At 34.4% G+C, this 13432-nt stretch carries 15 protein-coding genes; 4 read left to right on the top strand and 11 right to left on the bottom strand.

The genetic code is table 11. From position 1 onward, the window contains the following. The first annotated feature begins 123 nt into the window (after positions 1–123). The 3 genes from QY331_01590 (at position 124) to QY331_01580 (ending at position 1700) form a co-directional block, all read left to right on the top strand. Positions 124–735 carry a hypothetical protein gene (locus QY331_01590; protein ID WKZ69945.1) on the top strand — a complete coding sequence of 204 codons (612 nt, stop codon included), beginning with the start codon at positions 124–126 and terminating at the stop codon, positions 733–735. Further along, positions 732–1031 (top strand): transcriptional regulator, encoded by a 300-nt coding sequence (locus QY331_01585; protein ID WKZ69944.1) that lies wholly within the window; start codon positions 732–734, stop codon positions 1029–1031. The genes QY331_01590 and QY331_01585 overlap by 4 nt, the downstream gene beginning before the upstream one ends. 81 nt (positions 1032–1112) lie before the next feature. Further along, positions 1113–1700: a hypothetical protein gene (locus tag QY331_01580; GenBank protein WKZ69943.1), complete on the top strand. Its 588-nt coding sequence runs from the start codon at positions 1113–1115 to the stop codon at positions 1698–1700. 144 nt (positions 1701–1844) lie between these two features. Here the strand turns inward: QY331_01580 and QY331_01575 are convergent, their stop codons facing one another. Next, positions 1845–4013, bottom strand: coding sequence for a TonB-dependent receptor (locus QY331_01575; GenBank protein ID WKZ69942.1), 2169 nt, complete (start codon positions 4011–4013; stop codon positions 1845–1847). A gap of 129 nt (positions 4014–4142) precedes the next feature. On the opposite strand from QY331_01575, the gene QY331_01570 reads away from it, so the two are divergent. Further along, positions 4143–4373 (top strand): hypothetical protein, encoded by a 231-nt coding sequence (locus QY331_01570; protein WKZ69941.1) that lies wholly within the window; start codon positions 4143–4145, stop codon positions 4371–4373. A gap of 43 nt (positions 4374–4416) precedes the next feature. Here the strand turns inward: QY331_01570 and QY331_01565 are convergent, their stop codons facing one another. The 10 genes from QY331_01565 to QY331_01520 all read right to left on the bottom strand — a co-directional run bounded on the left by QY331_01565 (position 4417) and on the right by QY331_01520 (position 13412). After that, positions 4417–4683: a hypothetical protein gene (locus QY331_01565; GenBank protein WKZ69940.1), complete on the bottom strand. Its 267-nt coding sequence runs from the start codon at positions 4681–4683 to the stop codon at positions 4417–4419. 145 nt (positions 4684–4828) lie between these two features. Continuing rightward, positions 4829–5293, bottom strand: coding sequence for an IS200/IS605 family transposase (gene tnpA, locus QY331_01560; protein ID WKZ69939.1), 465 nt, complete (start codon positions 5291–5293; stop codon positions 4829–4831). Between the two features lie 706 nt (positions 5294–5999). Beyond that, on the bottom strand, positions 6000–6833 hold the full coding sequence (locus QY331_01555) for a DUF5777 family beta-barrel protein (GenBank protein ID WKZ69938.1): 834 nt from the start codon (positions 6831–6833) through the stop codon (positions 6000–6002). Between the two features lies 1 nt (position 6834). Further along, the gene (locus QY331_01550) at positions 6835–7404 is read right to left on the bottom strand and encodes a YceI family protein (protein WKZ69937.1); all 570 of its coding nucleotides are present in this window, start codon (positions 7402–7404) and stop codon (positions 6835–6837) included. An 8-nt stretch (positions 7405–7412) separates the two neighbouring features. Further along, positions 7413–7838: a hypothetical protein gene (locus QY331_01545; protein WKZ69936.1), complete on the bottom strand. Its 426-nt coding sequence runs from the start codon at positions 7836–7838 to the stop codon at positions 7413–7415. 17 nt (positions 7839–7855) lie between these two features. Then, the gene (locus tag QY331_01540) at positions 7856–9505 is read right to left on the bottom strand and encodes a T9SS type A sorting domain-containing protein (GenBank protein WKZ69935.1); all 1650 of its coding nucleotides are present in this window, start codon (positions 9503–9505) and stop codon (positions 7856–7858) included. Positions 9506–9617: 112 nt separating this feature from the next. Beyond that, the gene (locus tag QY331_01535) at positions 9618–10289 is read right to left on the bottom strand and encodes a Crp/Fnr family transcriptional regulator (GenBank protein WKZ69934.1); all 672 of its coding nucleotides are present in this window, start codon (positions 10287–10289) and stop codon (positions 9618–9620) included. Positions 10290–10425: 136 nt separating this feature from the next. Beyond that, a complete protein-coding gene (locus QY331_01530) occupies positions 10426–11385 on the bottom strand; it encodes an AEC family transporter (protein ID WKZ69933.1) in 960 nt (319 codons plus the stop codon). Positions 11386–11481: 96 nt separating this feature from the next. Beyond that, positions 11482–12009, bottom strand: coding sequence for a hypothetical protein (locus QY331_01525; protein ID WKZ69932.1), 528 nt, complete (start codon positions 12007–12009; stop codon positions 11482–11484). 128 nt (positions 12010–12137) lie between these two features. Beyond that, the gene (locus QY331_01520; GenBank protein WKZ69931.1) at positions 12138–13412 is read right to left on the bottom strand and encodes an ankyrin repeat domain-containing protein; all 1275 of its coding nucleotides are present in this window, start codon (positions 13410–13412) and stop codon (positions 12138–12140) included. Positions 13413–13432: the final 20 nt, after the last annotated feature.

The following is a 13432-nucleotide window of genomic DNA, read 5'->3' as shown; positions in this document are numbered from 1 at the left end:
ATTTTCTCAGAAGCCCAATCTCAAGTGATCGTATATTGACCTTAAAGTAGCGTTCGGGTTATCAACAATTGCCTTGCATAATCTTAATATTAATATTAACTTTGAAATAAAAAGTACTTTGATATGAAAGAAAATCGAGATTACATTAAGGATATAGCGGAAATTCGTTCGATGATGGAGCGATCATCCAAATTTTTATCGCTCTCTGGTTGGGCGGGTATTATGGCTGGTTTATATGCTTTGGCCGGTGCTTTCATTGCGTATAACTATTTTGATTTCAATCCTACTATAATTTTAACCGACGGTATTTCCACCGGGTTGACTAATGTCATTTTTCTAGGCGTTATAATTTTATCGCTTGCCTTGTTAACCGCAGTATTTTTCTCATACAAAAATGCTAAAGTTAAGGATGAGAATATTGGGAATCCCACATCTCGAAGGCTAATGGCAAGCATGTTAGTCCCTTTGCTAACCGGTGGATTTCTAATAATAATTTTTCTTATTAATGATCTGATCGGTCTGATTCTTCCCTCATCTCTTATTTTCTATGGACTCGCTTTATACAATGCAAGCAAGTTTACAATTGATGAAATTAAGTTTTTAGGTTTTGTCCAGATTGGATTAGGTTTGATTAGCGCTTACTTTGTTGAACACAGCTTAATTATTTGGGCAATTGGGTTTGGTGTTATCCACATTATTTATGGAATTTATATGTATTTCAGGTATGAGAGGTGAAAGCATCCATTAATCAACTGAATAAAGCATTCGAAAGCCGGGTTAGGCTGGGAATCATGTCGGCTTTATCCGTAAACCATAAGCTCGATTTCAACTCGCTCAAGCAATATCTAAATGTAACGGACGGCAATTTAGCAAGTCACATCAAAGGTCTGGAAAGAGAAAAGTTTATCGGTGTTGAAAAATCTTTTATCGATAGGAAACCCAATACCAAATATTATATCACCAAAGAAGGTAAGAAAGCTTTTGAAGAACATCTTAGAGTTTTGGAAAAACTAATTAAATCACAGAAATAAAATTTTTTGAATTATTACTTTGTTTTACAAAGTACTTTTATGAAACACAATTACAAACATTATAAAAACGGAGATACATTGATGAACACGGATAGTAAACTTCTTAAATCAACAATAATAGTTACGATTATCACAATCGGACTATTGGTGATACCCTTCGTAGCAATGCAGTTTTCAACAGAAGTGGATTGGAGTATCGGTGATTTTATTATTGCCGGATTTCTTCTCTTCGGTACAGGTTTTACATATGTTTTATTAACAACAAAGGTAAATAATGGAAGATATAAGGCGGGAATTGCGGTCGGACTTTTTGCCGGACTTTTTCTCATCTGGGCAAATCTTGCAGTTGGTATAATAGGTTCCGAAGATAATCCGGTTAACACTATTTACTTTGGTGTTATCGGAATCGGAATCGTTGGAGCGGTTATGTCGCGCTTCAAATCACGTGGCTTATCTCTTACAATGTTTGCAGTATCACTCATACTTTTTTTAATTGCCGTTGTTGTGCTTTTATACGCTAGTACACAAAACGCTGATTTTACAATAAGAAAAATAATGACTTATTCAGGTATTCATGGATTATTTATTATGTTGTTTTTCATTTCAGGTGTGCTATTTCGTCAAGCCGCACAAGATGAAGCTGATTTAAATAAAATTCAAACCGGCTAGAATTCCTATTAGGGCAATTAATATAATGATAGTGACCTAACCCGGATTATTCGGGATTGGGATTATATTCATGATCTAACACTCTTCACAACTACCAATATTCTGAGTAAGTAATTACTATCATATCAATCCATTTTGTTCACCTCACAATCTAATCTTAACACCTCCGTTAATTATTCTCCCATCCGTAGGTGCATATAGTTCTAAAAAGTCAGGTGATTGGGGAGTACCGGTAAACATTGGTCCATAATTAGATTGACGAGTATCGAGAAAGTTTTCGAAGTTTAAAAAGAAACTCAATTTTCCAAATCGTTTTTCAATCATTATTCCGTTTATCCAGTAATCCGTTGTATTTGTACCATCGCTCAATTTTTGCTTACCCGTATAGTACGCCTCTAATCCAATGCGAAGATTGCCGTGTAATTCATAGATAAGTACTATACCTAGACTGTGCTTCGGTGTTAGAGGAATACTTGACGAGGTTTTATTTGAGTGGCTAATTACATCAGTAAATGTATAACCGGCAAATAATTTGTAATGATCATAAGTCAATTTTAAATTTGTTTCGATCCCTTTCGTAACGGCATATCCGTCTAGTGATGAATATTCAAATGAATTGTTATCATTATTGAATTGCAAATAGAGGGGATTATCTATTCGTGTATAGAAAAATAGATTGTTAATCGAAAAAGTTATCCCACCGAATAAAATGGTTTTATAATCGAAATCTATGTTTAAGCCGTATGATTTTTCGGCTTCTGTATTTTCCATGTCAAGTGGAAGAATGTTTCGGTAAGCAAGTTCATCCGAAGCTTCCGTAAAGATGGTAGGAATTTTATAACCTAATCCGCCGCCAATTCTAGTTTTAAGTTTTTCAGAAATATCAATCAAAAGATTTACTCGAGGTAAAGGAAAAATTCCATATTCTGTGTTGTAATCAACTCTAAGTCCGGTTTCAAGCGAGAGTTTATCGAATAACTCCAAATTGTTCTGAACAAATGATCCATAGGTTATGTCGGAAGAATTATGATTGTATTGCATTTTAGTTTTATCAGAAAAATTCTCCGTGTATAAGTTTACTCCAAGTAACCAGTCACCAAATTCATTCAGATTAAAATTATAGACAGCTTCGGAGAATGTTGATAACTGAATTCCGTTGAAAGAATAATCAGAGAGATTAAGTTCTCTTTTAAAGTACGATATGCTGTTTTTTAAAGTGAGCCGAGAATCATTTCCTTTCCTATCATATTTTATCTGCGAAGTTATTCGACTGCTTTTATTTTCTTCGTGGTAAAATGAATTGCGATTTTCTTCATTTTCAATCGCGGTAATAAAGCCGCCGATTCTATCTTCATACGAAAAACTTCCGCCAACTTCTAAAACATTTCTTTCATCAAAGTAGAAATAGAATTTTGGATTTAACGAGTACCTTTCAATCTGAGGAAGATCGGAAAAATTATCGTCATTATTATCATATGCTTTTTGAGAATTACGTACAGCTAAAAAAGTCAAACCAAATTTTTCAAATTTCTTTGAGTAGAAACTGCTTACGTCTAACCCCATAGCCGAAGTTCCATTAATTAGAAATGAAAGTTCGCCTTTTTCATCAGGTTCTTTTGTAATTAAGTTTATCAACCCGGCAATAGCTCCGCCTCCGTAAAGAGTTGATGAACTTCCTTTGATTATTTCTACTTGTGAAAGGTCCAGCGGAGGAACTTGAACTAAGCTAAGACTACCGGAAAAACCACCGAACAATGGGAATCCGTCACGAAGAAGCTGTGTATATTTCCCATCGAGTCCTTGTATCCTAAACACGTTGTTTGCACTCGCAATTGATGTCTGCTGAACTTGAATACCTGTACTTTCATTTAATATCATCGAAATATTGGAAGGATCCATACTAATCTTTTCGTCAATTTCTTCACCGGCAATTACTTCAACTCTTGTCGGTTCGGCATCAATTGTTCGCGAAGATCTAGTGGCATTAACAAATATTTCCTCAACTTCTTCGGTTTCCGATTCAAGTTCGATTTCCAAAGCATCGCCGGTATATGGAAAATCCAATTCAATTACGTAATCGCTGTAACCAATGTGCGAAAACTTAATCGACTGTTTACCGTCCGGTATGTTTGAAAGAGTGAATTCTCCTTTGGTATTAGTCGACGTGCCGATAGTCGTACCTATTACAATTATATTAGCACCTATTAATTTTTCATGTGTATGTTCGTCGATTATGACTCCGCTCAATTTATTTTGAGCGAGTAAATTTATATTCAGTAATACTAATGCGATGAAAAAAGCAAAACGGTTCATGTTCGCCTCCTTATAAAAATTAGTTTAACAAAAAATGTGATGTTCCAGATAAACTATAATTGTTTAGGAGGCTGCCAATGGTCTGCAAAATTACTTGGAAGTATTTGAACTTTAGTTATTTGATGCTGTGTGGAGAAACAAAGAAGATTTGAAAGGTTACTACTATTTTTTATAACAGGTATTTTAGTACAACAGTTACAAGTACAAAAATCATGGCAGCATTCATCGGAAGATGAATGGTTCTCTTCGTTAATATTAACTTCTTGTGAGCTGCATTCGTTCGTTGTCTCATGCTCGCAAGCAAAAAGCGATATACTTGTTGATAAGAATATTATTAGAAAAATATATTTCATTGTGTAAATATAGATATTTTTTTTTCGTCAATTATATTATACGAAGATTTTTACCCAACACTCTCCTCAACAATCTTTATCTCTTCTTCGGTTAAGTCGTAGAGTTGGTAAACGAGTTGGTCTATTTCGCGGTCGGTTTGGTTTATTTGGGATTGCAGTTCTAAGATTTTTTCTTTGTGCTCGTTAAAGTATTCTTCCCATTCGTCCTGCTCTTTTAATGAAAGTGTTAATTTTTTCTTTTTGAGTTCGTCGAGGAAGGTTTTGAAATCGTGGTTGTTGAATGCATCAAGTTTATTAGATATTCTGTCTATTGCCAAATTATTTTTCAGCTTATTTAGGAAAGCTTTTTGAGCTGTGCAAATTTATTTTTGAGAAGAAATCATTTCATCGGCTTTATGAGAAAGTAATTCGTCCTTTGAAAAAGATCAACAAACTGCGACTCAAAACCGCGAAGCGGTGGTATTATTCCTTAAGCCAATCAAACAAATACTCCTCTTTAAACTCAACATGAAACTTATCCAAAAACTCCAAATACTCTTCACGAAAACTCTTCTTACGGTGATGTTCTTCTTGGTTCAATATATAATTATAAACCGCGTCAATCTGAGAATACGCATAAGAAAAAACTCCATACCCGCTTTGCCAATTAAACTTATGTTTTACAAATCTACTTTCGTTTATAAACTTTGAAGAATTGTTCTTTATATCTCTCGCTAAATCCGAAATAGCAGTTGACGGTTTCAAGCCAACAAAACAATGCACATGATCGGATACACCATTAACGATAATTGGTTTATGACCCTTCTCTTTTATAACACCCGCGATGTATTTAAAAACTTCTGCTCTCCAAGTTTTATTAAGTAAATTTTCTCTTCTTTTTACGGCAAAAATAATTTGTATGTAGACTTGAGAAAAAGTACCGGCCATATTCATCTCCCATTTTATTCTACAGAATTTAATTGACTGTAACTTTTTATAAGTTCGGCATATTAAAAAAACGATCTTAGTTGTAATCAGCATTAATTTAACTAATTATATAAATTACAATAATTATGCTTTGTTATAAAGATTTGAAATTAAAACTCTTTCGGAATCTATCATTTCACCCCTTCGGGGTTTGGGTTTATCCTCTTTGCTTATTTACAATAATCTCACGCCTTCGGCGTTGTTTATTTTGTTGAGCATTATGATGTGAGTATAGTGTTGTAAGTACTACATATCATCAATCCCGAAGGGATGGCATTATTATAAATCATCACGCCTACCAAAACATCCCAAATCCCGAAGGGATGATATGATTATAAAAAAAATAGCCAACATGACTCAAAACCGCGAAGCGGTGACATTAGAAAATACTGTTTCCAAACTCTATAATTTCACCCCTTCGGGGTTTCAGTTTATCCTTTTCAGCTTTTTTTACAATCATGTCACCCCTTCGGCGTTTCTACTTCTATCACTAAGAATCTTACTATCATTTCAGACCTTCGACGTTCCTTCTTTTGTATGTCATCTTTTTTAGTTACAAGCATATCACGCCTTCGGTGTTTTTCTTGGGTTAGTGGGTTTGTTACAGTATGATCGAAGATTCGGTGTTCTTTACTTATTGTCTTCAATTTTTGTAATAAAACTACATTTACAAAAACAATAATCTTGTTATCATAAATCCAAGTCTAAGATCACCGTTATCAAATGATTTATTCGCGCCGGAGAGAAATTGAGTTTGATTAAGATCGGTGCTGTTGGTCAAAAATATTTTAAAGAAATGTCCGCCGGTTTCAATTTCCAAACCAAATCCCATTGGATTGTGATAATCACGCCAGCCGGTTACGGTGGGATTATATTCCCATAAAATGCTGAACACATCACTAATATAATATTGCAGGTAAGTTCCTATTGTAAAACTGTATTGAGTTTCTTTACACTCGGGATGACTGTTATATAAATACGAGGGCACAATTCCTAATGCTAGTTTCTTATCATACAGTGTATTTAAAATTGCTTGAGCAAAAAATTGGAATGCTTTTGAATCCGAAGATTCAATTACAAGGTGATCCGAATTCCAGGCAGAACCGACTTGTGCAGTTATAACAAACGGTAAAATTTCGTTATCGTTTTCAAATATTTTTTGTTTAACAGACAATTCATAACTATCATTAAAATTTGAGCGTCCAAGTGAAATCTGAGTAGAATTAGTAATTCCGTAAGCCAGAGCTAATCTGTTTATGACCGGACCGTCTAAACCCCAAAAATCTTTACTACCGCTTTTTATTGTAGGTATAAATCTATGTGATATTTCAATTTCCAATTCTCGTGAACCGATTGTTTCAGCGGTTGGTAAATTTATAGCAAAAGTTGAATGAAAAAGTTCAACCGGTAAATCGGCTTCCGCCGCTTCACGCTGCCATTTGACCTGTGTAAATGTTGTAAGTGAAATTGCAAGAATTATTAGATAAAATTTTATCTTCATTTTATTCCTCCGGACGAACAATTTTTTCTAGATGAAATCGCAATTGAAGTTTCATCTCTTCATTAATTTTCATAAACATTAACTGAGGTATATCAATTTTGTAATCCGAAAGAGCGACAGTAAATTCAGATTCAACCAGATAACCATAATCCGCAGAAGTTAACACCCCCTGTACATTAATTTCATTCGTTACGCCATGAATAAATAATGTACCGTTAACTTCCACGGAATATTTTTGTTCTGATGTTTTTTCGATTCGACTAATTCTTCCCTCAAAAAAAGTGAATCTGTATTTTTCTGTTTCCAGATAGTTATCTCGCATATGCCTATTTCTTAATTCTATACCCGTATCTAAAGTTGTCAGATCCACTTCGAAGTAAAGCTGGTTATCGTTTAAATCCTCCACTGATTTTAAATACATATAACCATCTATACTGTTTGTAACACCTTCAAAGTCCTCAAGAGGTGCATCGGAAATAAACTTCACAAGATTATCTTTAGTTTTATCTACATGATATTCTTGTGAAACAATTACCGAAACAAACAGAAAAAATAGTATCAATCTTTTCATAGTTCCCCCTAATTATTTAGAGCACCATCGTCAATCCACATTGCAACCGAATCAATAATAGAATCATCAAGCTTTCCGGTCGGAGGCATAATACCCGTTTCGCCTCTCAACATTTTAATCAAAAGACTGTTTTCACTTTCACCGGCTTTCACCCTTGAGAATTGCGGATACAGAAATGATTGCTGTTCAACTAAATTCGAATACGAAACACCTTCAACTAACATTAAATTTGCTTGTGTTGCATTTTCACCGTGACAGCCGGATAATGCACATGTAGTATTAAATAGTTTGGTCTGAATCCCCGAAAAAGTGTTGAGCTTAACTTCACCTGGTAATGGATTACATTCTTCGCACTCTGATACAATTTGATCTGCGCAGCCGTTAAATACTAATATGACATAAATCAAGAGAATTATGTTTAAGATTTTTTTCATGTATATCCTCAATCGACTTATTTGGTCAATATCATTTTCTTGGTTTCGGAAAATTGACCGGCAGTTAGTTTATAAAAATAAATGCCACTACTTAATCCCTCTGCATTAAATTCAACTTCGTACACACCGCTTGCAAGATTGTTGTTTACAAGTGTTTTAATCTGCCTACCCAGAACATCATAAACAATTAATTTGGCTTGTAGGGGACGAATATATTCATCCCCTACGTTTGGAATTGTAAATGTTATTTTTGTACTTGGATTAAATGGATTGGGATAATTTTGAGATAGCACAAAACTATTTGTTATATTTTCATCATCAACCGAAGTTGAAGTAGGCCAATCAATATCGGTAAAATTGGTATTATGAGAAAAATTTTGCACAAAATTTCCGGTTGAGCTGTTAAACGTTAATCTCCATGCATGATCGGTTGGCGGGGCATCATACATTCCGTTCCCGTTATGATCGGCATAAAAATCAACTACGTAATCATGATCAATTTCTATCTGAGGAATTGAGACTGAAATATTTTCTCCCGCAATGGAGGAAACCTTTGTTCGTCCGACCTCTTCATTGTTGTCACTTCTATAAACTCGAAGTTCAAGCGTTTGTCCTAAATGCGGAGTCATACTAAGTAAGTTCAGCGTGTAAAGATACTTCCAGCCGATGTCTGTGAAATTTGTATTATGAGGAATATCAATTTGTGTGTCACCGTTTCCGCTTTCAATTTTCATTTCATACGTATGGTCTGTCGGCGGGCTATCATATACACCGTTTTGATTATGGTCTGCATAAAACTCCAGATTATATTCTCTGTTCGGAAGAATTCCTGGAATATCTATAGTAAATGCAGCGGAAGGAATAAACTCAATTCTCGTTCTGCCAATTTCTTCCGATGTGAGGTCATCTTCAACTCTAAATTCAAAAAGCTGTCCGATATGCGGATTCATATCTATAAAATTTACTGTAAGTAAATATGACCATTCTATATCGGTGAAATCCGTATTATGAGAAAACTCAAGTACATCGTTTCCTTGAGCATCATCCAATTCCATTCTCCAAGCATGGTCAGTTGGAGGAATATCGTAGAATCCATTACCGTTATGATCCGCAAAGAAATCAACAGTATAACTTCTGCCTTGAATAATAACATCAATATCAAGAGAAAAGTTTTCCGATATAGTTGTTGATCTCCTTCCGACTTCTTTACGGTTAAGTTTATCAATTACACGTAAATAAAGAGTTTGTCCAACGTGAGGAGTCATTCCGGAAAAATTTATTGTCAATGTAGACAAAGGATTGCTTGAAGAATTTCCCGGTAAAGTTACTAAAGAAAAACTGCCGGGATTCGGCGAACCTGAAGTCCATATTCCGTAAGGATCTTGTAATTCTTGACCGTTAGTCACACCGTCATTATCGGCATCTAAACTTGCAAGTAAAGGACCCCATTGAACATTTCCTGTTGAACCGGGAGTCGAGAGAAATCTGGATTCAACAAGCTTACCAAAATTATTACGGGCATCCCCGCCGAACTCACTATTATGACAATTGAGACATGTATTTGTACTTCCGTTCGGAATTTGATTAACTCGAAATGATTGAGATATTAGGACTACACCTCCGATAAAGGAAAAAATTAAAAATGATGTTATTATTTTATTTTTCATCTATCCCCCGCTTCTAATTAAAAATTTAATTATACGATATCAAGAAAATAGTTGACGTAAGATTAATTGTCTGTGACTTAATCACACACGAGGTATTATTTTAATTGTCTGGTTATTGCAGAAGTGTCAGTTCTTTTTGAAGTTTAGCAAAATCGAGGATGATAATTTTACCGCGTTGTAAATTAATGAGTTTTTGTTTTTCCAATTGTTTTAGAAATCTGCTTACTACCTCCCTTGCAGTACCAATTTCGAGGGCAATTTTTTGATGTGTAACTTCAATAATATTATTTGATTGCACAGCTGAAGAAGTTAAGTATTCCAGAATACGAAGATCGGTTCTTTTAAATGATATATTCTCCAAAATTTTTAGAACATTGAACAATACTTTGGAGAGATAATCGAAAATATATTCATTCCATTTCTTGTATTTATTCATCCACTCTTTCAAAATTTTCTCTTGGATCAATACTATTTCACAATCTTCTTCAACAACAGCAACAGCCGGAAATTTATGATTTGAGAGCAGGCAAGAGATTGTGAGAATACAACTTTGCCCGGGTTCGATTCTATACAAAGTAACTTCTTGTCCCCGAGGACCGAGTTTAAAAACTCGAATCAGCCCGGATTTTACAATTGGAAAATATTCGCAAGAATCGCCTTCCATTGAAAGATATGTTCCTTTCTTAAAACTTTGTACTACAGCATTTTTTTGGAAATCATCAATTATAATTTTTTCCGCATCCGAAAAAAAAGGAACAAGATGATTTAGTTCGACTTGCTGCATTTATATACCCATTGATTTGAGATACTTGTTTAAGATAATAATTCCAGCGATAAAAGTTCACGAAACAAATCATTTAGAAGCCCAACCCCGATTAATCGGGGTTCGGCTTCTTTAAGCCACTCAGAAAGTAGCAAATTTATATTAACTGCAGCAATCTGAGTATAAATAACCCCAATGTCATCGTAAGTAATGAAGCCAAAGTTGAAATGACAACAATATTACCGGCTAATTTTACATTTCCTTTTAATCCCGCCGCCATTATAAAACTAACAATTGCGGTAGGACACGCGAACACGATAAAAATTATTCCGATATCCTCGCCACGTATTCCGAGAAAATACGCAGCAACCGTTGCAACAACAGGAGCGACAATGTTTTTAATTGAAGCTGATCCGAAAGCAAGTCCCGAAGCTTTTTTTATAGACTGGAGATTCATTGAACCGCCGATACTTATTAAAGCAAGAGGCAATGCAATATCTGCTAAATAACCGCCCGTTGTTTCCAACGAGTCCGGGATTCCAATTTTAAAAGCCGAAAAAGGGATTGCCGCAATTACTGAAAGTATGAGAGGGTTAAGTAAAATTTCCTTTGCGATATACTTATAATCAACTTTAGCGTTTTGATTATGAGGAAGTGTTAAAGCAATGATTCCGTAAAGATTATAAATCGGAAGTGCAAATAATAAAAGGAAACTCGCCTTAGCAACCGCTTCGAGTCCGAACATTCTTAGTATAATTGCCAATCCTACAATTGCGTAATTACTTCTAAACGCACCCTGTACGTAAACTCCTTCATCCTCAGGCTTTAACAACATTTTCTTTGCGATAATTTTTGCGATGTAATATACTGCGATTGTACCAAAAACTATTACAAGCATCATATCAACATTTATAGTTCGTTCTAAATCAACGTCATATAATTTTAAAAATACTAATGCGGGAAGTGAAACTTTGTAAACAAAATTGGAAGTGATTTTTACAAACTCTTCGGTTACAATTTTTAAAAGTCGCAGTATAATTCCGACAAAGACCAGAAGGAACACTGGAAGTACAACATTTACAATAAATAACAAATCTTGGAGTAAGTTTTGATTCATCTGCATAACTAATTGTGTGTTATGCAAAACTACGAATTTTGGTGCAATAAAAACCCAACCCGGAATAATTGTGGTTGGGGTCCTAGCAAAAAGAAATCACTTAAACGTAATTACACGTGGTTCTAAATCATCATATTCAACATTAATTAAAGTTTCGTTTTCTGGAATAACAACCAGAAATTTTTCGACTAATTTTTCTTCCGGTTTAATGATTTCGCTGTAGGCTATTTTCGACTGCAGCGGGAAGTATCCCTCTTTACCTTTTTCCCCGGTTAAATCTTCTGGATAGAAAAAATATGCTTCCAAATTTTCTTTTTGTTGATTTTGGAAATAGAGTTCTGAGAAATGTATTTGCGAATCGGAAGAGCCCGGATTGCTAAATTGCAGCTCAATCAAAGCATAGTTGTAACCTGCTTCAGGTTCGATATCATACAGTATGTTGGTTGTTTTAGCTTTTCCAATATTCCCGCGTGTATCAGTTTCAAAACCGACAACTCTGATATCCAAAAAAGGTTGTGAAGATTTCGTGAGCTCATATTTAACTGTCGTAAAATCAATACTGCTGCATGATGAAAAAATTAACATCATGAATATCAAATACAACTTTAATAGTGATTTTTCCATAACCACCTCTTTTTAAAAGTTATTTACGTTGTTTAAATATATTTCAATTAGATAATGCCGGGTTCATTATTGAAATCACATTAAGCTTTACAGCTAATGAGATCCTTAAATTAATTTTCCCTCTGAGTTCAGTACTCAATTTTTTTGATATTCTTAATGAAATCGATGGCATATGGTATTTCAGCTTTTCCCCAGAAATCGATATCATTTTTAAATTTTGCTTTATGCGGTATTATTAATCTCTGACTGCAGCATTCTTCACAAGCTAATTTATTGCGATAAAGAAAAGTCGTGTCCATCTTATAAACTGATGCATTACAATAATCGCATAAGAAGTTATCGGTGGCTTGATTTTTCCACCATTCTTTTGATCTATATTTCCAATAGAAATATAGTGCCAGTGCAAAGCTTGTGGTTCTATTTGAACTTTTTTGTGCTAAGGTCAATAATGTATTTCCATCACTGTCGATTTGTTCTAATGGTTCTTTTTTGCCCAAAAAGTGAAACAGTATTTCTATCAGCTCCCATTTAAAAGATAAAATTAGTGGGGATACGATACCTAAATGTTTTATTCTAGTCATAACATATTCTAGATAAGATTGATTATATATCCTTCGCTGATAGTAAATAACCTTGAAATAATTATCATAAACTATCTGCAGCCCTCTATAATCTGCCCCTGCTTTAATAAGCCTTTCTGCTATATCAATACTTCCGCTTTCCATTGTAAAAAATAAGGGGGTATTTTTATCATTATCAATTGCGTTGACTCCAGCTCCATTTTCGAGTAAAAGATTTACTGCTTCTAATTTTCCTATTTCAACTGCTCTGTGGAGCGGCGTTTGACCGAACTCTGTCTTTGCGTTAATATCAGCACCGGCTTCAATTAATTTTTTTACTATTTCGAAATTATAACTAGTTGAATACTCTAGTGCAATGTGCAACGGGGATTTACCAGAATCAATATCTAGATTTACATCAGCCCCTTTATTTAATAGTAACATTACCAATTCTATGTCGAGATTTTCTACTGCTGTAATCAACGGTGTGGTTTGCCGACCAAGAAGAGTTTCATATTGAATATTGAGATTGCATCCGATAGAAATTAGTAACTTAAATAAATCTTTTGATCTTATATCCAAGTAATTTCCTGGTACGATTGTATAAATATCTTGATCTATCTGTTTGGATAAGCTCTCTCGACGTAAGTCCGCATAGCCGAATAAATTAGTAGTCTTCTCACTTTTAGGATAGTTCTTTTTCAGTTCCTCAATATTTCTATATTTTGGGAAAAAAAGATCTTTAAGGTGCGGATTCCTTTTTAGGATTTTTTCGATGGCTTTTAAATTTTTCTCAAAACAGTGAATTAGTAATTTTTCCTCTACAGATTTGAAAAATCCCATTACTTCCTCTCTTAATAATT

It is taken from the genome of Melioribacteraceae bacterium, from assembly GCA_030584085.1.
Taxonomy (GTDB): Bacteria; Bacteroidota; Ignavibacteria; order Ignavibacteriales; family Melioribacteraceae; genus SURF-28.
This window is presented reverse-complemented; position numbering and strand designations above follow the sequence as displayed.

Coding starts and splice junctions, on each gene's coding strand:
- QY331_01530 (WKZ69933.1), bottom strand. CDS start 11,385: ATGAATCAAAACTTACTCCAAGATTTGTTATTTATTGTAAATGTTGTA.
- tnpA (WKZ69939.1), bottom strand. CDS start 5,293: ATGGCCGGTACTTTTTCTCAAGTCTACATACAAATTATTTTTGCCGTA.
- QY331_01590 (WKZ69945.1), top strand. CDS start 124: ATGAAAGAAAATCGAGATTACATTAAGGATATAGCGGAAATTCGTTCG.
- QY331_01525 (WKZ69932.1), bottom strand. CDS start 12,009: ATGGAAAAATCACTATTAAAGTTGTATTTGATATTCATGATGTTAATT.
- QY331_01580 (WKZ69943.1), top strand. CDS start 1,113: ATGAACACGGATAGTAAACTTCTTAAATCAACAATAATAGTTACGATT.
- QY331_01520 (WKZ69931.1), bottom strand. CDS start 13,412: ATGGGATTTTTCAAATCTGTAGAGGAAAAATTACTAATTCACTGTTTT.
- QY331_01555 (WKZ69938.1), bottom strand. CDS start 6,833: ATGAAGATAAAATTTTATCTAATAATTCTTGCAATTTCACTTACAACA.
- QY331_01550 (WKZ69937.1), bottom strand. CDS start 7,404: ATGAAAAGATTGATACTATTTTTTCTGTTTGTTTCGGTAATTGTTTCA.
- QY331_01535 (WKZ69934.1), bottom strand. CDS start 10,289: ATGCAGCAAGTCGAACTAAATCATCTTGTTCCTTTTTTTTCGGATGCG.
- QY331_01545 (WKZ69936.1), bottom strand. CDS start 7,838: ATGAAAAAAATCTTAAACATAATTCTCTTGATTTATGTCATATTAGTA.
- QY331_01540 (WKZ69935.1), bottom strand. CDS start 9,505: ATGAAAAATAAAATAATAACATCATTTTTAATTTTTTCCTTTATCGGA.
- QY331_01575 (WKZ69942.1), bottom strand. CDS start 4,013: ATGAACCGTTTTGCTTTTTTCATCGCATTAGTATTACTGAATATAAAT.